17 protein-coding genes are annotated in these 19270 nt (G+C 65.1%); 16 read left to right on the top strand and 1 reads right to left on the bottom strand.

What is annotated here, in order from left to right; translation table 11 throughout:
• Nucleotides 1–7: 7 nt before the first annotated feature.
• The 12 genes from ASC75_RS10485 (at nucleotide 8) to ASC75_RS10430 (ending at nucleotide 12578) form a co-directional block, all read left to right on the top strand.
• Nucleotides 8–2947, top strand: coding sequence for a response regulator (locus tag ASC75_RS10485; protein WP_082496511.1), 2940 nt, complete (start codon nucleotides 8–10; stop codon nucleotides 2945–2947).
• Nucleotides 2948–3260: 313 nt separating this feature from the next.
• Nucleotides 3261–4298: a substrate-binding domain-containing protein gene (locus ASC75_RS10480; RefSeq protein WP_055974217.1), complete on the top strand. Its 1038-nt coding sequence runs from the start codon at nucleotides 3261–3263 to the stop codon at nucleotides 4296–4298.
• Between the two features lie 102 nt (nucleotides 4299–4400).
• Nucleotides 4401–5867: a phosphate ABC transporter permease subunit PstC gene (gene pstC / locus ASC75_RS10475; protein WP_055974215.1), complete on the top strand. Its 1467-nt coding sequence runs from the start codon at nucleotides 4401–4403 to the stop codon at nucleotides 5865–5867.
• Nucleotides 5864–7180, top strand: coding sequence for a phosphate ABC transporter permease PstA (gene pstA / locus ASC75_RS10470; protein WP_055974212.1), 1317 nt, complete (start codon nucleotides 5864–5866; stop codon nucleotides 7178–7180). Before pstC ends, pstA begins: the two co-directional genes overlap by 4 nt.
• Before the next feature lie 24 nt (nucleotides 7181–7204).
• Nucleotides 7205–8026, top strand: coding sequence for a phosphate ABC transporter ATP-binding protein PstB (pstB, locus tag ASC75_RS10465; RefSeq protein WP_055975377.1), 822 nt, complete (start codon nucleotides 7205–7207; stop codon nucleotides 8024–8026).
• 40 nt (nucleotides 8027–8066) lie between these two features.
• A complete protein-coding gene (phoU, locus tag ASC75_RS10460) occupies nucleotides 8067–8771 on the top strand; it encodes a phosphate signaling complex protein PhoU (protein WP_055974209.1) in 705 nt (234 codons plus the stop codon).
• 97 nt (nucleotides 8772–8868) lie between these two features.
• The gene (phoB, locus tag ASC75_RS10455) at nucleotides 8869–9558 is read left to right on the top strand and encodes a phosphate regulon transcriptional regulator PhoB (RefSeq protein WP_055975374.1); all 690 of its coding nucleotides are present in this window, start codon (nucleotides 8869–8871) and stop codon (nucleotides 9556–9558) included.
• 223 nt (nucleotides 9559–9781) lie between these two features.
• On the top strand, nucleotides 9782–10180 hold the full coding sequence (locus ASC75_RS10450; RefSeq protein WP_156381195.1) for a hypothetical protein: 399 nt from the start codon (nucleotides 9782–9784) through the stop codon (nucleotides 10178–10180).
• Between the two features lie 63 nt (nucleotides 10181–10243).
• The gene (locus ASC75_RS10445) at nucleotides 10244–10516 is read left to right on the top strand and encodes a hypothetical protein (RefSeq protein ID WP_055974201.1); all 273 of its coding nucleotides are present in this window, start codon (nucleotides 10244–10246) and stop codon (nucleotides 10514–10516) included.
• Nucleotides 10513–11322, top strand: coding sequence for a L,D-transpeptidase (locus tag ASC75_RS10440; RefSeq protein WP_055974198.1), 810 nt, complete (start codon nucleotides 10513–10515; stop codon nucleotides 11320–11322). Before ASC75_RS10445 ends, ASC75_RS10440 begins: the two co-directional genes overlap by 4 nt.
• Nucleotides 11323–11469: 147 nt before the next feature.
• On the top strand, nucleotides 11470–11865 hold the full coding sequence (locus ASC75_RS10435) for a hypothetical protein (protein ID WP_156381194.1): 396 nt from the start codon (nucleotides 11470–11472) through the stop codon (nucleotides 11863–11865).
• Nucleotides 11862–12578 (top strand): ferric reductase-like transmembrane domain-containing protein, encoded by a 717-nt coding sequence (locus ASC75_RS10430; RefSeq protein ID WP_200943449.1) that lies wholly within the window; start codon nucleotides 11862–11864, stop codon nucleotides 12576–12578. The genes ASC75_RS10435 and ASC75_RS10430 overlap by 4 nt, the downstream gene beginning before the upstream one ends.
• Before the next feature lie 105 nt (nucleotides 12579–12683).
• Here ASC75_RS10430 and ASC75_RS10425 read toward each other — a convergent pair whose 3' ends face one another.
• On the bottom strand, nucleotides 12684–13925 hold the full coding sequence (locus ASC75_RS10425; RefSeq protein WP_055974193.1) for an ROK family protein: 1242 nt from the start codon (nucleotides 13923–13925) through the stop codon (nucleotides 12684–12686).
• A 248-nt stretch (nucleotides 13926–14173) separates the two neighbouring features.
• Between ASC75_RS10425 and xylF the strand changes: the two genes are divergently transcribed.
• The 4 genes from xylF to ASC75_RS10405 all read left to right on the top strand — a co-directional run bounded on the left by xylF (nucleotide 14174) and on the right by ASC75_RS10405 (nucleotide 19201).
• A complete protein-coding gene (gene xylF / locus ASC75_RS10420) occupies nucleotides 14174–15214 on the top strand; it encodes a D-xylose ABC transporter substrate-binding protein (RefSeq protein ID WP_055974190.1) in 1041 nt (346 codons plus the stop codon).
• A gap of 140 nt (nucleotides 15215–15354) precedes the next feature.
• Entirely contained in the window at nucleotides 15355–16671 is a 1317-nt protein-coding gene (locus tag ASC75_RS10415; protein ID WP_055974187.1) for a sugar ABC transporter permease, read from the top strand.
• Between the two features lie 21 nt (nucleotides 16672–16692).
• Nucleotides 16693–17481 carry an ATP-binding cassette domain-containing protein gene (locus ASC75_RS10410; protein ID WP_055974184.1) on the top strand — a complete coding sequence of 263 codons (789 nt, stop codon included), beginning with the start codon at nucleotides 16693–16695 and terminating at the stop codon, nucleotides 17479–17481.
• 172 nt (nucleotides 17482–17653) lie between these two features.
• Complete coding sequence (locus tag ASC75_RS10405; protein WP_244487808.1) at nucleotides 17654–19201, top strand: CHASE domain-containing protein; 1548 nt, start codon at nucleotides 17654–17656, stop codon at nucleotides 19199–19201.
• The last annotated feature ends 69 nt before the right edge of the window (nucleotides 19202–19270 follow it).

Raw genomic sequence — 19270 nt, 5'->3', positions numbered from 1 at the left:
CTGACGGATGCGGAAAAATCTTGGGTCGGACGCCAGCGATCCGGCCAGCGAGCCGACCGATGGCGTGGCGCGGCCGATGAGAACCGGAAATGCGCGGCCCGTCGAGGACCTGCCCTATGCAGATCTCGAGCGCACCATCGATTCGATGAACATGGGCGTGGTGCTCGTCGACGCCGCGCTCAGCGTGCAGTTCATCAACAAGGCCTTCTACGGCATCTGGAACGTGACCGCCGAACAGGTCGCCGCCGGCTGCCCGTTCCGCGCGCTGATGGACGTCAACCGCCACAACGGCGTTTATGCCATCGCCGACGCCGAATGGGAAACCTACGTTGCCGCGCGGCAGGACGAGATCCTGGCCGGCGATGTCGCGCCTCGCGAGTTCCGCCGCGCCGACGGGCGCACCATCATCTATTCGGTGACGGCCCTTTCGGGCGGCAAGCGGCTCGTCTCCTATTATGACGTCAGCGAGATGAAACGCCGCGAGGTCGAGGCCGTCGAGGCACGCCACCGGCTCGCCGAGGTGCTGGAATCCTTGCCCGCCGGCGTCGTCATCTACGACCGCGACGACCGGTTCGTGCTTGCCAACCGCAAGCTCAAGAGCGCATTGCCGGCCATCGGCGAGGCCATGGCCGAGGGCAGAACGCTGCGCGACAGCCTGGTGCTGGCGCAGCGCGCGGGCTACTACCGCGATACCGGCGAGCCCGAGCTCGACGCGTTGTACGATGCCGATCCGGAAGCCTGGATCGAAGGCATGATCGGCCGCTATCACACCAGCCATGCCGAGCGCGAGCGGCGCAATCCGGACGGGCGCTGGTACCAGGTGTTCGACCAGCGCCTCGCCGACGGCACCTTCATCGGCGTGCGCGTCGACATCACCGAACTCAAGCAGCGCGAGCGCGAGCTGCAGGAGAGCATGCGCGAGAACGAGGTTTTCCGCAGCCTGATCGACAATGTGCCGGTGTCGATCTACGCCAAGCACGACGACCTCAGGCTGATGTATGTCAACCAGGGCTGGTGCGAGCTGACCGGCTTTTCGAAACAGGAGGCGATCGGCAAGACCGACGCCGAGATCTTCGGTCCCGAAGGCGAACCCTTCATGGAGGCCGACCGCGAAGTGATGCGCAGCGGCGCGACGGTGGAGGTCGAGGAGACGGCGACGGATACCGATGGTTCGACCCGCCACCAGTTTGCCCGCAAGAGCGCGATGGTGGCGTCGGACGGCTCGCTCTACCTGATAGGCTCGACCACCAACATCACCGAACTCAAGCAGCGCGAAGCCGAGCTCGAGGAAGCGCAGCGCCGCGCCGTGCTGGCCGACCGGGCCAAGTCGGAGTTCCTGGCCAATATGAGCCACGAGATCCGCACGCCGATGAACGGCGTGCTCGGCATGGCGGAGCTGCTGGCGAAGTCCGATCTCGATCCGAAGCAGAAGACGTTCACCGACATCATCGTCAAGTCGGGCAATGCGCTGCTGACGATCATCAACGACATCCTCGACTTCTCGAAGATCGACGCCGGGCAACTGGTGCTCGACCCGATCCCGTTCAACCTGGCCGAGGCCATCGAGGACGTCGCGACGCTGATGTCGACGCGGGCCAAGGAGAAGGACCTCGAACTGATCGTGCGGCTGCAGCCCGACCTCCGGCATCTCTATGTCGGCGATGTCGGGCGCATCAGGCAGATCATCACCAACCTTCTCGGCAATGCCGTCAAGTTCACCGATTCCGGCCATGTGCTGGTCGACGTCACCGGCCGCAGCGAAGGCGACGCGACGAAGCTGCATATCGCCGTGACCGACACCGGCATCGGCATTCCCGAGGCCAAGCTCAAGCTGGTGTTCGAGAAGTTCAGCCAGGTCGATGCGTCCTCGACGCGCCGGCATGAAGGCACCGGGCTTGGCCTCGCCATCACGTCGCGGCTCGTCGACATGATGGGCGGCGAGATCGGCGTCGACAGCGCCGAAGGCGCGGGCTCGACATTCTGGTTCACGCTGACGCTGCCCGATGCCGGGCGGCTGGAAAGCCGGCCGGCGGCGCTGATCGACGTGACCGGCGCGCGCGTGATGATCGTCGACGACAACGCCGTCAACCGGACGATCCTGACCGAGCAGATGGTGTCGTGGGGCTTCGATTCCTGCGCGGCGCGCAGCGGCGACGAGGGCTTGCGCGTGCTGACCGCGGCGCAGGCGATGGGCGTCAACGTCGACTGCATCGTGCTCGACTACCAGATGCCTGGCATGACCGGCGCGGAGATGGCACGCATCGTGCGCCATACGCCCGGCCTCAGCGACACGCCGATCGTCATGCTGACCTCGGTCGACCAGTCGTTGTCGGGGCCTGCCCACCGCGACCTCGCCATCGATGCGCAACTGATCAAGCCGGCGCGATCGTCGGCGCTGCTCGAGGCGCTTGTCGGCAGCATCCAGCGTCGCCGGGCGCCGAACCTGACGCCGGTGCAGGTGGCCGATGCGCAGATGCCGGCCAGGGACGCCAACGGCCAGGCGGCCAGTGTGACGCGCCTGCGCGGCGGGCAGCGGCCGGCCGGCGAGGGCGGGCTCGACATACTCGTCGCCGAGGACAACGAAGTGAACCAGATGGTGTTCAGCCAGATCCTGGCCGAGACCGAGCTGTCGTTCGAGATCGTCGGCAACGGCCGGCGCGCGGTGACGGCTTTCGGCGAACGCCGTCCGCGGATGATCCTCATGGACGTGTCGATGCCCGAGATGAACGGGCTCGAGGCGACGAGCGAGATCCGCAAGCTCGAACGCGGAACGGGCACGCGCGTGCCGATCATCGGCGTGACCGCACATGCGCTGAAGGGCGACAAGGAACGCTGCCTGGAAGCCGGCATGGACGACTACCTGCCCAAGCCGATCAGCCCGCGTGCGCTGCTCGAAAAGATCGAGCGTTGGTCGTGGCGCGACGAGGAGCGCCGCGGCGCCGTCTAGGTGTCGAGGTGATGCCGGCCTGAACTGAATCTGCAGCATCCGCCAGGCCTCGACTTTCAAGACTGTGGAAATGTGACAGCCCGAAGCGGCAAAGCGCGGCCTGCCGTTGGGTAGACGGCTTGCTTTCGGCGCCGGTCTGTTGTTTGCCTCGCGCCGGCAAAGGACCGCGTCAGCCAAGCCTTGGCGGCATTGCACAGCGACCGTTACAGGGGTGACACGAAACTGTCATGCAACTGTAATAGAGGGGGGTTATTGGCTCACCGGGCGCCGAAGAAAGGCGTCATACGAGATCCTCCAACAGGAGCAGGCCCCAATGAAAAAAGCTCTTCTCACTGCGTCGGCGGCTGCCTTCGCGATTGCCGCCTCGGTAGGCTACGCCTCGGCCCGCGACCAGATCCAGGTTGCCGGTTCCTCGACCGTTCTGCCCTATGCCAAGATCGTTGCCGAGCAGTTCGGCGAAACCTTCTCGAACTTCAAGACCCCGGTGGTCGAGTCCGGCGGTTCGGGCGCCGGCATCAAGGAATTCTGCAAGGGCGTCGGCGAAAACACCATCGACATCGCCAACTCGTCGCGCGCCATCAAGAAGGACGAAGTGCAGTCCTGCATCGACGCCGGCGTCAAGGACATCCAGGAAGTCAAGATCGGCTATGACGGCATCGTCTTTGCGACCGACGTCAACGGTCCGGACTGGGCGCTGACCGCTGAAGACATCTACAAGGCGCTGGCCGCCAAGATCGTCGTCGACGGCAAGCTGGTCGAGAACCCGAACACCAAGTGGAACCAGGTCAACCCGAACCTGCCCGACTGGGACATCGCCGCCTACATCCCCGGCGAAAAGCACGGCACCCGCGAAGTCTTCGAAGAGAAGCTGCTGATCGCCGGCTGCAAGGCACTCGGCGGCGTCGAAGCTGCCAAGGCTGCCGGCCTCGACGAAAAGGCGGCTGACGCTTCGTGCAAGGCCGTGCGCAAGGACGGCAAGGCTGTCGACATCGATGGCGACTACTCCGAGACGCTGGCCCGCATCGACTCGAACAAGACCGGCGTCGGCGTGTTCGGCCTGGCCTTCTACGAGAACAACGCCGACAAGCTGAAGGTTGCCACCGTCGGCGGCATCACGCCTTCGGTCGAGACCATCGCCAAGGGCGAATATCCGGTGTCGCGTCCGCTGTACTTCTACGTCAAGAAGGCGCATCTCGGCGTCATTCCGGGCCTGAAGGAATATGTCGAGTTCTTCCTCGACGACCAGATGGTCGGCCCGGAAAGCCCGCTCGCCGACTACGGCCTGGTTGCCGCTCCGGACGCAGAACGCGCTGCCCAGCGCGACGCGTTCACCGCTGGCAAGACCATGTAATTTGTGAACTGCCACGGGGCGGCGGAAAAATCCGCTGCCCCGTGGAATATTTTGCCGACTGTCCCGTTCGGCACAGAGAACCGAATTCACCGAGGCCGGCCCATGTCTTTCCTGCTCGTCTTCGCCATCGTACTCGCAATCGGGCTGATCGCATTCGCGGTCGGCCGGCAAAGGGCGCGCGTGCAGGACGACGGAACGGTCAAGCCGCACTCGCGGGCGCATTACCATGGCTGGTTGGCGTTCCTGACCGGCGTCATCCCGGCCGTCCTGTTCCTGGCTGCGTGGGACATCGGCGCCAGCGCCTATCTGAACAGCCACATCCATGCCGCCCTGCCTGCCGATGTCGCCGACGGAACGGTGGCGCATGAAGACCTCGCAGCGGGCCTGGTCAAAAGCCTTGCCAGCGGCATGCGCCGGCTCGACGGCCAGACGCTTGCCGCGTTGCCCCAGACCTTCGCCGAATTGCAGCCGATGCTCGCCGCAAAGGGCGTGGCGCTGGCGCCCGACACGCAGGACTACATGATCCCGATCGCCGCGGACGCCAACCGCGTCTCCGATCGCCTCGACATGATCGTCGCTGTCGTTTCGATCGGGCTGGTCCTGATCGGTTCGGTCTACGGCCTCAGCCGCATCACGCCGCGCGGCAGGGCACGCAACCACGTCGAGAAGGTGATGCTGTGGAGCCTGCTCGGCGCCTCGACGCTGGCCATCTTGACGACGATCGGCATCGTGCTGTCGATGCTGTTCCAGACGATTGCGTTCTTCGAGAAGATCCCGCTGACCAACTTCTTCTTCGGGACGGTCTGGGACCCGCGCTTCGCAGCCGCCGGTTCCGGTGGCGCGGAGGGCCAGTTCGGCCTGATCCCGCTGCTTGCCGGCACGCTCTACATCGCCTTCGTGGCGCTGCTGGTCGCCGTGCCGATCGGCCTGATGTCGGCGGTCTACATGTCGGAATACGCAGCACCCAAGGTGCGGGCCGTGGTCAAGCCGGCGCTCGAGCTGCTCGCCGGCATCCCGACCATCGTCTACGGTATCTTCGCGCTCGTCACGCTCGGGCCGTTCCTGCGCGACATCAGCGCGGCGCTCGCCGGCGGCACACCGTTCATCCAGGCGCAGTCGATCCTGACCGCCGGCCTGGTGATGGGCGTCATGCTGATCCCGGTCGTCTCCTCGCTCTCCGACGACATCATCACCGCCGTGCCCCGCGCCATGCGCGACGGCTCGCTCGGCCTCGGCGCCACGCGCTCTGAAACGATCAAGCGCGTCATCCTCCCAGCCGCGCTGCCGGGCATCGTCGGCGCCATCCTGCTGACCGCCTCGCGGGCCATCGGCGAAACGATGATCGTGGTGCTGGCGGCGGGCGTGGCGGCGAACCTGACGCTCAACCCGTTCGAGGCGATGACCACCATCACCGTCAAGATCGTCAACCAGCTGACCGGCGACCTCGAGTTCAACACGCCGCAGACGCTTGTCGCCTTCGCGCTCGGCATCACGCTCTTCGCGCTGACGCTGGTGATGAACATCGTCGCGCTTTACATCGTCCGGAAGTACCGGGAGCAGTACGAATGACCGATATCTCGCTCGACACGCTTGCTTCGCCCGCGGCTCGTCCGCGCCGCGACATCGGCCTCAAGAGGCGCTATGCCGCCGAACGCCGCTTCCGTCTCTACGGCGTGCTGGCGATCGCCGTCGGCCTGGCCTTCCTGGCGGTCATGCTGACCACGATCGTCTCCAAGGGCTACACCGCCTTCTGGCAGACGACGGTGACGCTGGCGGTCCATTTCGACGAAAAGATCATCGATCCCGAGAACAAGCGGGCGACCGATCCAAACGTGCTGATCACGGCGAACTATCCCAAGCTGGCCGAGGCTGCGCTGATCGAAAAGCTCGGTATCGACCCGAGCGACCGCGCCACCGTGCGCAAGCTCAAGGGCTTCCTGTCGGACGGCTCCCGCGTCCAGCTGCGCGCCATCGTCGCCGCCGATCCGTCGGTCATCGGCACGACGCGCAACGTGGACATCCTGGCCGCGGCCAATCTCGACTCGGCCTACAAGGGCCAGATCGACCTCAACGTGCCGGAAAGCCGCCGCAAGGTGTCGGATCAGCAGGTCGAGTGGATGAACAAGCTCAAGGCCGAGGGCGTGATGGCCGAGCACTTCAACACCGGGCTGTTCAGCTACGGCGCGTCGAGCCGGCCGGAGACTTCGGGCGTCGGCGTTGCCCTGATCGGCTCGTTCTACATGATGGTGATCGTGCTTTTGCTGGCGCTGCCGATCGGCGTCGCCGCCTCGATCTATCTCGAGGAATTCGCCAAGAAGAGCCGCTTCACCGACCTGATCGAGGTCAACATCAACAACCTGGCCGCCGTGCCGTCGATCGTCTTCGGCCTGCTCGGCCTCGCCGTGTTCATCAACTTCCTCGGCCTGCCGCGCTCGGCCTCCTTCGTCGGCGGACTGGTGCTGACGCTGATGACGCTGCCGACCATCATCATCGCGACGCGCGCAGCCCTTGCCGCCGTGCCGCCGTCGATCCGCTCGGCAGCACTCGGCCTCGGCGCGTCGAAGATGCAGATGGTGTTCCAGCACATCCTGCCGCTGGCCGCCCCCGGCATCCTGACCGGCACGATCATCGGCCTGGCGCGTGCGCTCGGCGAGACGGCGCCGCTGCTTTTGATCGGCATGGTTGCCTTCGTGGCCGACTATCCCAAGACGCCTTTCGACCCGGCGACGGCCCTGCCGGTGCAGATCTACATGTGGGCGAACGAGGCCGAGCGTGCCTTCGTCGAGCGCATGTCGGGCGCAATCATCATCCTTCTGATCTTCCTGATGGCCATGAACATCGTCGCCATCGTCCTCCGCCGCCGCTTCGAGCGTCGCTGGTAGGGCATGGACAAGGAGCATCCTGCTATGAACATCATGACCGAGAAATCCCTCGAAGACGCGGTGAATGCCGAGATGAACAGACCCAACGAACCCATCAAGATGCGTGGCGACCAGGTCACCGTTCACTATGGCGACAAGCAGGCGCTGTTCGGCGTCAACCTCGATGTCCGGCAGAACCAGGTGACGGCGCTGATCGGCCCTTCGGGCTGCGGCAAGTCGACCTTCCTGCGCTGCCTCAACCGCATGAACGACACCATCGACAGCGCGCGTGTCGGCGGCAAGATCACCCTCGACAGCGAAGACATCTACGATCCCAAGATCGACGTCGTCGAGCTGCGCGCCCGCGTCGGCATGGTGTTCCAGAAGCCGAATCCGTTTCCCAAGTCGATCTACGAGAACGTCGCCTACGGCCCGCGCATCCACGGCCTCGCCAAGAACAAGGCCGAGCTCGACGAGATCGTCGAGAAGAGCCTGCAGAAGGCAGCGCTTTGGAACGAAGCCAAGGACCGTCTCAACGAGCCGGGCACCGGTCTTTCGGGCGGCCAGCAGCAGCGCCTGTGCATCGCCCGCGCCATCGCGGTTGCGCCCGAGGTGATCCTGATGGACGAGCCGTGCTCGGCGCTCGATCCGATCGCCACCGCCAAGGTGGAGGAGCTGATCGACGAGCTGCGCGAGAACTACACCATCGTCATCGTGACGCACTCGATGCAGCAGGCGGCACGCGTGTCGCAGCGCACGGCGATGTTCCATCTCGGCTACCTGGTCGAGGAAGGGCCGACGGACAAGATGTTCACCAACCCTGACGACAAGCGGACGCAGGACTACATCACCGGCCGTTTCGGCTGAGCGATAGCAGCTCCGACCAGCACCAGACGAGGAACACATCATGGGCGAGCACACAGTCCGGTCCTTCGACGAAGAATTGAAACATGTCGACCAGGTCATCCGCGACATGGGCGACCTGGCCGGCGCAATGGTGGCAGGTGCGATCCGCGCGCTGCTTTCGTCGGACCAGGCGCTGGCGCAGAACGTCGTCGCCGACGACACGATCATGGATGCCAAGCAGCGCGAGCTCGACAACAGCGCGATCACGCTGATCGCCAAGCGGCAGCCGATGGCGCAGGATCTTCGCGCCGTGGTCGGCGCCATCCGCATGGCCGGCGATCTCGAACGCATCGGCGACCTGGCCAAGAACATCGCCAAGCGTGTCGGCGCCGTCGGCCAGTCGCCGACGCCGCGCAACCTTTCGCACTCCATCGACGCGATGGCGCAGCTGGTGCTCGGCCAGGTCCGCGGCGTGGTCGATCTCTATGTCGCGCGCCAGGCCGAAGGCCTGAAGGAACTGCGCGCCGACGACCAGAAGATCGACATCCAGTACACTGCAGTGTTTCGCGAACTCCTGACCTACATGATGGAAGATCCGCGCAACATCACCGCCTGCACGCATCTGCTGTTCTGCGCCAAGAACCTCGAGCGCATCGGCGACCATGTCACCAACGTCGCCGAGAACGCCTATTTCGTGGTCACCGGCACGCAGTTGCCGCTCAACCGCCCGAAGGTCGACGAGACCACGACGGCCGTGTCGGCCTGAAGACTTCCGAACCGCATGCGTTTGGCGCGGGGGCGCTGCATAGCTTAAATCAACGCACGGGCCCGACAGGGCCGTGCGCCAGGACAAGGTACAGGCGATGATCGCTCCAAAGGTCATGGTCGTTGAAGACGAAGAGCCGCTGGGCGTGCTGCTTCGCTACAATCTCGAATCCGAAGGTTACCAGGTCGAGGTCGTCACCCGGGGCGACGAGGCGGAAATCCGTCTCCAGGAAAACGTGCCCGATCTTTTGGTGCTCGACTGGATGGTGCCGGCGCTGTCAGGCATCGAACTGTGCCGCAGGCTGAGGATGCGGCCGGAAACCGAGCGGCTGCCGATCATCATGCTGACGGCGCGTGGCGAGGAGAGCGACCGGGTGCGCGGCCTGTCGACAGGTGCCGACGACTATCTGGTCAAGCCGTTCTCGACGCCGGAGTTCATGGCACGGGTCAAGGCGCTGCTGCGCCGGGCGAAGCCCGAGGTGCTGTCGTCCATCCTCAAGGTCGGCGACATCATGCTCGACCGTGAATCGCACCGGGTCTACCGCAAGAAAAGCGAGATCAAGCTCGGGCCGACCGAGTTCCGCCTGCTCGAATTCATGATGCGGCATCCGGGGCGGGTGTTCTCGCGCAGCCAGCTGCTCGACAATGTCTGGGGCGAGACGATCTACATCGACGAGCGCACGGTCGACGTGCATGTCGGGCGCCTGCGCAAGGCGGTCAACACCGGGCGCATGCCCGACGTGATCCGCACCATTCGCGGCGCCGGCTACGCCATCCGCGAGGACTAGCCGTCGGCGTCGCCGTTTCATCGCTGTGCCGGCAGGGTGGCCCGGCCGCCTGGGCGCCAGATCATGACGGTTCGCCTGCGTCGCGATGCCTGGTTCGCCGCCATTGCAAAAAACCTTCTGGCGACAGGATAGTTGTTCTGAAAGAACAACTGGTGATCCGTGATGCTGATGAGAATCTTTCTCAGAAACGGTAGTTTAAAAGGCCATAGATGACGTTTTCGTGATGTCATCGATATCAAAAATTGTCCATTTTCATGCTAGCTGGCGCCTCGTGCGCAACTTTGTCTCGGCCATTGTTCTGGTGCTGGTCACCATGCTTTACGGACTGCCCTTAGAGCGGGCAGCGGCCACAGGCATGAACATTGGCGAACTGCCGGGGATAACCGCGCAGGCGGAAGCTGCCGCCGGGCACGACGCGTGCCTGCCGTCGCCGAAGCACTGCGCCGGCGAGACTTCCGACGAACGCGGACCTAGCACGCATTGCCTGGGCGACTGCCCTGCGTGGCAGGCGCGTATCGAGCTTGCCACGCCGATCCGCACGACGCTTCGGAAGCTGCTTCCAGATTCCATGCCGCATCGCGTGGCGAACGTATCGCTCCTTCGGCCTCCCATCGCCGCCTGATTTCCGACCGTTCGGCCCTCGCACCGGCGAGGCCGTCCGAAATCAGTTGCGATGAGGAGACGGATGATCTTCCCGAAGAATTCTTGCGCCTGGGCCAGGCCCGAGCGCGTCCGCCATATCGGCGTCACGGGCCGGCGTTTGCCGCCAGCCCGCCAGGCGCCGGCGCGCCTCATCAGCGGCAACCGCGACATGATGAGCGCCCGCACGCGTGGACCGTCACCGGTCGGTGGCTCGGTGCCGAGCGGCTGCGTGCACGTGATCAACGACCGCGTCATCGACCTCCCTGACGGCGTGTCGCCCGAAATACAGGAAATGGTTCCAGGAGACTGCCAATGAGTACGTACACTTTTGAAACGAACGCCGCGGACGCCGCGCCGGTGCCAGGAGGTGGCTCCGCATTGAACCGCCGGCGTTTTCTCGTCGGCGTAGCCGGGCTGGGCATGCTTGGCGTGTCCGGCTGCGTCAGCACCCAGCAAGCGGCCGTGCCGGCCGCAGTCGCGCCGGTCAAGAAGGCACCGCCGGTCATCGACAGCAATGCCCTGGCGTTGTACGGCCCGCTGCCGAACGAGAAGTTTCCCATTGCTGCGATCGACCTGACCAAGGTCCCGAGCAAGTTCTACCGGCAACAGGTCGACTACGTCACCGAGGAACCGGTCGGAACGCTGGTCGTCGACACGGACAATTTCTACCTCTACCTCGTCCAGCCGGACGGCAAGGCCATGCGCTACGGCGTCGGGCTCGGCCGGGCCGGCTTCACCTGGGCGGGAAGGGGCCGCATCGGCTGGAAACAGGAATGGCCGAAATGGACGCCGCCCGACGAGATGATCGCGCGCCAGCCGAACCTCGCCCAGTGGGGCGCCGACAGGGGCGGCATGCCGCCCGGCCTGACAAATCCGCTGGGGTCGCGGGCGCTCTACGTGTTCCAGGGCAAGGTCGACACGCTCTATCGCGTTCATGGAACGCCGGAATACTGGACCGTCGGCAAGGCGGTTTCGAGCGGCTGCGTCCGCCTGATGAACCAGGACATCATCGACCTGTACGAACGGGTGCCGAGCCAGTCTCCGATCCTCGTGCTGGGCGATCCGACCCAACCCCATTCGCATGAGGTCGCCGGCGGCAGCGCTCCGCAAGCCGCCGGCTGATGCAGCAGCCATCCCGACAGGTTCCCGCCGGACGGCGTGCGAAGCGCCATCCGGCCAAGCAGGAGCAGAGACGACATGAGTGACCGCATCATCGACCTCGCGCCGCCAGGGCCCTGGAACCGCGGCGCCGTTCTCAAGGGGATGGCCATGGCCATCCTGAGCTTTGCCGCGCTGGGCACCGTCTCGGCGCTCTGGGACAATCCGCTGTTTGTCCGGATGACCCCCGTCGCGGGATGGGAACTGCCTGCCTTGGCGGTCCTGTCGGCGCTCTCGGGGCTCTACGTTGCCGTGCGACGCCCCTTCTGTTCGGCCCGCCGGGCGGGCGCCGGCGGCGTGGCGGGCTTCATCGGCATCGCATGCCCGACCTGCAACAAACTGCTCATGCTGCTGTTCGGAGGCGAATTGCTGATGACCTGGTTCGACCCGATCCGGCCATTGATTGCAGCACTTGGCATTGCGCTTCTTGCCATCGCGTCATGGCATGAAATGCGGGCTCGCCGCGCGGAGCATGCAGACGCAACGCAATTGGAGTTTCCGAAGTGACCGTCCCCGCCGCGCGCGCCGACCGGCCCGTTGCCTTTGCCTGGCGCCGGACGCTGCTTCGCCATGTCGTGGTCATCGGCCTTTCGTCGGCGCTGGTCTACGCGTTCGCCCTCGTGCACGGGCAGTGGAGCCCGATGCACAGATGGAACCGCGCATTCGCGGACGCATCGCTGGCGATGCTGGCGATCACCATGTCGATCGGGCCAGGCTCGCGCCTGTGGCCCGTCTTGCTGCGGATAGTCGCCTATCGGCGCGAGACCGGCATCCATGCGACGCTTCTGGCGGCTGTGCATACGGTGGTCATCCTCGGCGGCTGGGTCGAGTGGGATCTTGCGCGGCTCTTCGGCTTCGAAATCGTGCCGCAGACGGGGGAGTATGTGATGTTCCAGCATGGCTTCGGCCTTGCCAACGTGCTCGGCATTGCCGCGCTGGCCTATGCGCTCATGCTCATGCTGACCTCGAACGACCGCTCGATCCGGCTGCTTGGTTCCCCGGTGTGGAAGTTCCTGCAGAACGGCGCAGCGGTGCTGTGGGGGCTGGCCGTGCTGCACACGGGCTATTTCCTGTTCATGCACTTCCTGAGCTTCCATCGCCAGACGCCCGAGCCGAACCCGCTGCAATGGCCGTTCGTGACGGCGGTGCTGTCGGTGCTCTTGCTGCGCGCTGCGGCCTTCCTTTCGACCTGGAGCAGGAAGAGAAACAGCGCCCGCTGACGGCTAGAGTGTTTCCGCTTTTCTTCGAAACGCGAAAACGCTCCATGCTCTTGTTTTTGCGCAATTCCGGACGGAAAACCGCTGCACACTTTTCCTGGAATTGCTCTAGGCGACGTCGGTCGCAGGCGGTCGCGACGCCGGGCCTGCGGCGAAGATTTCCTGGTCGACATGGAGCAGGGCGCGCATCATCGCGCCCTCGCGCTTGAGCGGAACCTCGTTGGGCTCGGTGTCGAACGAGATCGCCTTCGAGTGCAGGCCGCCGGCGGTCTTGGCGATGGCCGACAGCACATGCGGCTCCATCAGGTCGAACGCCGTGGCGCCGACACCGACGAAGGCGAGCGGTGCTGGATCGAAGAGGGCGAACATCGAGCCGAGGCCGAAGCCGATGGCCTCGCCCGCCTTGCGGAAGGCTTCGCGCTCGGGACCGTCATGGTCGCGGGCGGCATCGGCGAGCGCGGTGATGTCGTCGTCGGAGAGGTCGGCCAGCGGCTCGGCATTCTCGTCGCCCAGCCTGGCGTTGCGCCAGATGGCATAGTTGCCGGCATAGGCCTCGATGCAGCCACGGCGGCCGCAGCGGCAGAGCGCGCCGTCGGGGCGGTGGATCATATGGCCGAATTCGGCGCCGGACGACTGGGTGCCGGTAAACAACTCGCCCTTGATGACGAGGCCCATGCCGATGCCGTGCGACAGGAGGATGGCGATGAAGTCGTCGCGATAGCGGAGGGGATCGCGCCAGCGCAGGGCCTCGGCGATCATGTTGCAGTCATTCTCCACCGTCACCGGCACGCCGAACTCCTGTTCGAGGCGGTCGGCGAAGGGGATGTCGTCGTGCCGGGTGATCGGCGACCACAGCAGCTTGCGCGAGCCGGAATCGGTGATGCCCTGGACCGCGATCGCAATGCGCAGGACGGGCCCGGCGGAGGTGTCGGCGCCGTCGATCAGGCGCCGGATCATGGCGATGCATTCGCTGATCAGCGCCTCGGCGGGCATGCGCTGGGTGACCAGCCGCCGGGTGTCCTCGGCCATGGTGTTGCCGGCATAGTCGATGACCGCGGCCGAAAGGCTGTTGAGCGAAAGCACGACGGCAACGATGGACGCCGCCCTGGGTTCGAGCGCCAGCGCGACCTGCGGCCGGCCGCGCTTCATGGCGGCCGGTTCGAAGCCCTTGGCTTCGGCAAGGATGCCCTCGGCGATGAGGTCGGAGGAGATGGTCGATATCGTGGAATGGCTGAGGCCGGTGGTCGCTGCAATCTCCGTGCGCGAAGGCTGGCTGGCGCGGCGAACTGCGGATATAACCATAGCTCGATTGCGTCGTCTCAGATCGTCGTGACGTATGCCGACCGACATGTGCTCGTCTTCCTCCCGGCGAAGCGCTGCCTTGTTATGCGGCAGTCCCTATCGCGCCAAGCCATTGTGACAGAGCGGAGGGCAAATGTCTTTATTTATTTCGAGCTCCGAAAAAAATACCAGGGCGCTGCGAAACCATGTTGACAGCGACAGGCGGTTGAGTCACTATTTTTTCGAGGCTCGAAAAAAAGAGCTTCTCCAAGGGCTATCGCGAAGCAGGCGCGCCCGTTGGGCGCAGGGAGGAAATCATGAAGAAGTTTACCACCGCCATCCTGGCGGGCGTCGCCATGTCGCTGTCGCTTGCGGCAGTTGCCGAGGCGAAGGACAAGGTCGTCGGCGTGTCGTGGTCGAACTTCCAGGAAGAACGCTGGAAGACCGACGAAGCCGCCATGAAGGCCGCCATTGAGGCTGCCGGCGACAAGTACATCTCAGCTGACGCGCAGTCGTCGCCGGCCAAGCAGCTGACGGACGTCGAAAGCCTGATCTCGCAGGGCGCCAACGCGCTGATCATCCTGGCACAGGACGCCAGCGCCATCGGTCCGGCCGTCGACAAGGCCGTCGCCGAAGGCATCCCGGTCGTCGGTTACGACCGCCTGATCGAAAACAAGGACGCCTTCTACCTGACCTTCGACAACAAGGAAGTCGGCCGCATGCAGGCCAAGGGCGTGTTCGCCGCCAAGCCTGAAGGCAACTACGTCTTCATCAAGGGCAGCGGAGCCGATCCGAACGCCGACTTCCTGTTCGCCGGCCAGATGGAAGTGCTCAAGGAAGCCATCGACGCCGGCAAGATCAAGAATGTCGGCGAGGCCTACACCGACGGCTGGCTGCCGGCCAACGCCCAGAAGAACATGGAACAGTTCCTGACCGCCAACGACAACAAGGTCGACGCGGTGGTGGCATCGAACGACGGTACCGCCGGCGGTGCGATCGCTGCCCTTCAGGCGCAGGGCCTTGCCGGCTCGGTGCCGGTGTCGGGCCAGGACGGCGACCATGCCGCGCTGAACCGCATCGCGCTCGGCACGCAGACCGTGTCGGTGTGGAAGGACGCGCGCGAACTCGGCAAGAATGCCGCCGAGATCGCTTCGCAGCTCGCCGACGGCAAGAAGATGGAAGAGATCGCCAACGTCACCAAGTTCAAGACGCCCGGCGGCCTGGAACTGAACTCCGTCTTCCTCACCCCCGTTCCGATCACCAAGGACAACCTCAACGTCGTCATCGACGCCGGCTGGGTTGGCAAGGACGTGGTCTGCCAGGGCGTGGCCGCCGGTTCGGTCGCTGCCTGCAACTGAGGATCGGCTTCATCCGATCGGTCAAACGCCGCGGCTTGCCGCGGCGTTTTTCAAAAGCGCCCGCTTCATGACATGGCGGATTGACCCTATCATGCGCACACCGGCTGCCGCTTAGACGGCCATCCGGTCGGGAGGTAACAATGACAGACACGACAACCAACGCGCCGGCCGACCGAGCGCGAACGACCGAACTCAGCCTTGTCGGACGCTTTCTCCGCGACACGGAGATCGACACCCGCATGCTCGGCATGATCGGCGCGCTGCTGCTGATCTGGGTCGGGCTTCACATCCTCTCGGGCGGGCTGTTCCTGACGCCGCGCAACCTTTGGAACCTGTCGGTCCAGTCGGCCTCGGTGGCGATCATGGCGACGGGCATGGTCCTGGTCATCGTGACCCGCAACATCGACCTGTCGGTCGGTTCGGTGCAGGGCTTCATCGGCATGGTGATGGGCGTGACACAGGCCGAGTTCCTGCCGCGCATCATCGGCCTGCCGCTCGGCGACCCGTGGATCTGGGTCATCGCGCTGTGCGTCGGCCTCGCCATGGGCCTTGTCATCGGCGCCTTCCAGGGCTTCCTGATCGCCTATCTCGCCATTCCGGCCTTCATCGTCACGCTGGGCGGGCTGCTGGTGTGGCGCGGTGCTGCCTGGTGGGTCACGTCGGGGCGCACGGTCGCGCCGCTCGACCCGACCTTCCAACTGATGGGCGGCGGTCCGGCCGGTTCCATCGGGGCGACTGCCAGCTGGATCATCGCGGTCGTCGCCTGTGTGGCTGTGGTGGTGATGCTGCTCAACGGCCGCCGCCAGCGCCAGCGCTTCAAGTTCCCGCTGCGTCCCGTCTGGGCCGAAGTGTTCCTCGGGACAGTCACCTGCGGCGCCATCCTCGGCGCGATCTGGGTCGCCAATTCGTATCCCTGGCCGATCGGCATCGTGCGCCGCTACGCCGAGGCCAATGGCATCACCATCCCCGAGGGCGGCCTGTTCATCGCCCACGGCATCGCCATTCCGGTCCTGATCGCAGTCGCCATCGGCGTCATCATGACGTTCATCACCACCCGCACGCGCTTCGGCCGTTATGTCTTTGCCATTGGCGGCAATCCGGAGGCGGCTGAACTCGCCGGCATCAACACCCGCTGGGTGACGATGAAGATCTTCATGATCATGGGCCTGCTGACGGCGATCAGCGCCGCCATCTCGTCGGCGCGCCAGAATGCCTCGACCAACGTCATGGGCACGCTCGACGAGCTTTTGGTCATCGCTGCGGCGGTCATCGGCGGCACGTCGCTCGCTGGCGGTTCCGGCACTGTCGCAGGTGCCATGCTGGGGGCGCTTCTGATGCAGTCGCTGCAGTCGGGCATGGTGCTGCTGGGCCTCGACACGCCGTTGCAGAACATCGTTGTCGGCCTGGTGCTGGTCGTGGCCGTGTGGCTCGACACGCTCTACCGCAAGCGCGTCTAACGAAATCCGGGAGCCAAGATCATGGAACAGACCCGTATCCCGCTCGTCGACCTCAGGAACATCTCCATCGCCTTCGGCGGCATCCGCGCCGTCGACGATGCCTCGGTCGATCTTTATCCCGGCGAGGTGGTGGCGCTGCTTGGCCACAACGGTGCCGGCAAGTCGACGCTGATCAAGATCCTGTCGGGTGCCTACAAGCGCGACAGCGGCGCGATCTTCGTCCGCGGCGAGGAGGCATCGATCTCCAACCCGCGCGACGCCAAGAAATATGGCATCGAGACGATCTACCAGACGCTGGCGCTGGCCGACAATGTCGATGCCGCCGCCAACCTCTTCCTCGGACGCGAGATCATGACCGCCTACGGCACGCTCGACGACGTCGCCATGGAGGCCGAGGCACGCAAGGTGATGGGCCGGCTCAACCCGCGCTTCCAGCGCTTCAAGGAGCCGGTGAGCAAGCTGTCGGGCGGCCAGCGCCAGTCGGTGGCGATTGCGCGGGCGATCCTCTTCAACGCCCGCATCCTGATCATGGACGAGCCGACGGCGGCGCTCGGCCCCCAGGAGACGGCCCAGGTCGGCGAGCTGGTCAAGCAGTTGAAGGCCGATGGCATCGGCATCTTCCTGATCAGCCACGACATCCACGATGTGTTCGACCTTGCCGACCGCGTCTGCGTGATGAAGAACGGCCAGGTGGTGGGCACGGCCCGCACCCAGGACGTGACCAAGGACGAGGTGCTCGGCATGATCATCCTCGGCAAGTGCCCGCCCGGGGCGATTCCTGGGCCTGGCGCGATGCAAATCGCAGCCTGAGTTCCGCGCCAACCGGCGGAGCCGGCTCACCACCTCAATGTGTGATCGCGAAAAGCAGTTTCGACTTTTCGCGATCATGCTTTAATGAGCGAGGAGTGAGACGAGCCGGCCAGAATTGAGAAAGTACTTTCCAAGCCTGATCTTTGTTGGCGTCACGCTGGTGAGCCTGACGATGGCGGGGCTCGTATACCTTGCCACCATCGAGGCGGCCCGCATCAAGTTCCAGTCGGTGGCCGATGACGCCCTCAACCGCATCGAGGGCAGGGTCGAGTTCGATCTCGCCCTGCTGCATGCAACGCAGGCGATGTTTGCCGCCCAGAAGGGCAACATCTCGCGCGACGAGTTTCGCGCCTTCTTCACCTCGCTGGGCGTCGCCAAGGGTTTTTCCGGCCTGCGCGGCATCGGTTTCCTCCGCTTTGCCGAGGCCAGCCGGGACGACGCGATCACCCGCGAGCTGAAGGCCGGCTATGGCATCGACCGCAAGCCGTTCCCTCAAACCAGCCTGAACTGGCGCGCGCCGGTGGTGTTGTTCGAGCCGATGAGCAAGGCCAGCCTCGACGCGATGGGTTTCGACATGGCCACCGATCCCCTGCGACGCCCGGCAATCGAGGCGGCGATGGCGGCCAAGGGCGATCCGCGCGGGACAGGGCGCGTCCTGCTCGGTCAAAGCAAGGACGGCGTGCGGGAACCGGGCATTCTGGTGTTTGCGCGTGTCGACCGCCCCGAGGGGGAAGGGGCGGCACCGGCCGGTTTCCTCTATGTCGCGTTCCGCACCGCGGAGCTGTTCCAGGCAGCACTCGGCAAGGCGCCGTTGCTGCCTGTGGCGGTGGAGGTGTTCGACGGGACGCGGGATGATGACAGCTTGCTGTTTCGCTCGCAGGCGCGGCCCGACACTGGCTATGCCGAGGCTTTTTCGGTGACGCGCGAGACCACGGTGGCGGGACGCAAGTGGATCGTCAATTTCCGTCCCAGCACGGCCTTCGAGCCTCCGTCGCCGCGCGCCGCGCCGCTGATGCTCGGGCTGTTCGGACTGGTGCTCGCTGCCGCCATCGCGCTGGTGGCGCGCTATCAGCAGCGCGCCTACCAGGTGGCGGCGCAACTGCATGAGACGACGGAAAAGAGCCTGCTCGAAAAGGAGCTGATGCTTCAGGAAATGAAGCATCGCATCAAGAACTCGATCGCCCGGGTGCTGGCCATGGCGCGCCAGACGGCATCGGGCGCCAAGGACATCGAGGAGTTCTCCGCGTCGTTTTCGGCGCGGCTGCAGGCGATGGCGGCGTCCCAGGACATGCTGACGCGCTCGCGCTGGCAGAAAGCCGACCTCGGCGAATTGCTGCGCACCGAACTGGGCCAGGTGTTCGGCAAGGAACTGCCCGAAGGCGTGATCGCCGGGCAGGCCGTCGAGCTCGACGAAACGACGACGCAGGCGCTGGGGCTGACCTTCCACGAGCTGGCGACCAACGCGCTGAAATATGGCGACGGCGACAATTCCGTGGGCGGGCTGAAGGTGGCCTGGCGCCTGTCCGGCAAGGGAAAGGGGCGGCGGTTGCTGCTCAGCTGGACCGAACGCAACGTCAATGGCGTGACCAAACCGGAAAAGGTCGGCTTCGGCACCAAGCTGATCGACATGAACATCACGCGCGAACTGGATGGCAGGATCGAGCGGACCTATGGCGCTGACGGCCTGAAGGTCGAGATCGACATTCCCTATCGCGGCTGAGCGGGCTGTTCGGGCAAAGAAAAGCCCGCCGACGGGCAGAGCCGTCGCCGGGCGATTTGGTCGTGCCGC

Source organism: Aminobacter sp. DSM 101952 (assembly GCF_001424795.1).
In the GTDB taxonomy this organism is placed as follows: domain Bacteria; phylum Pseudomonadota; class Alphaproteobacteria; order Rhizobiales; family Rhizobiaceae; genus Aminobacter; species Aminobacter aganoensis.
This window is presented reverse-complemented; position numbering and strand designations above follow the sequence as displayed.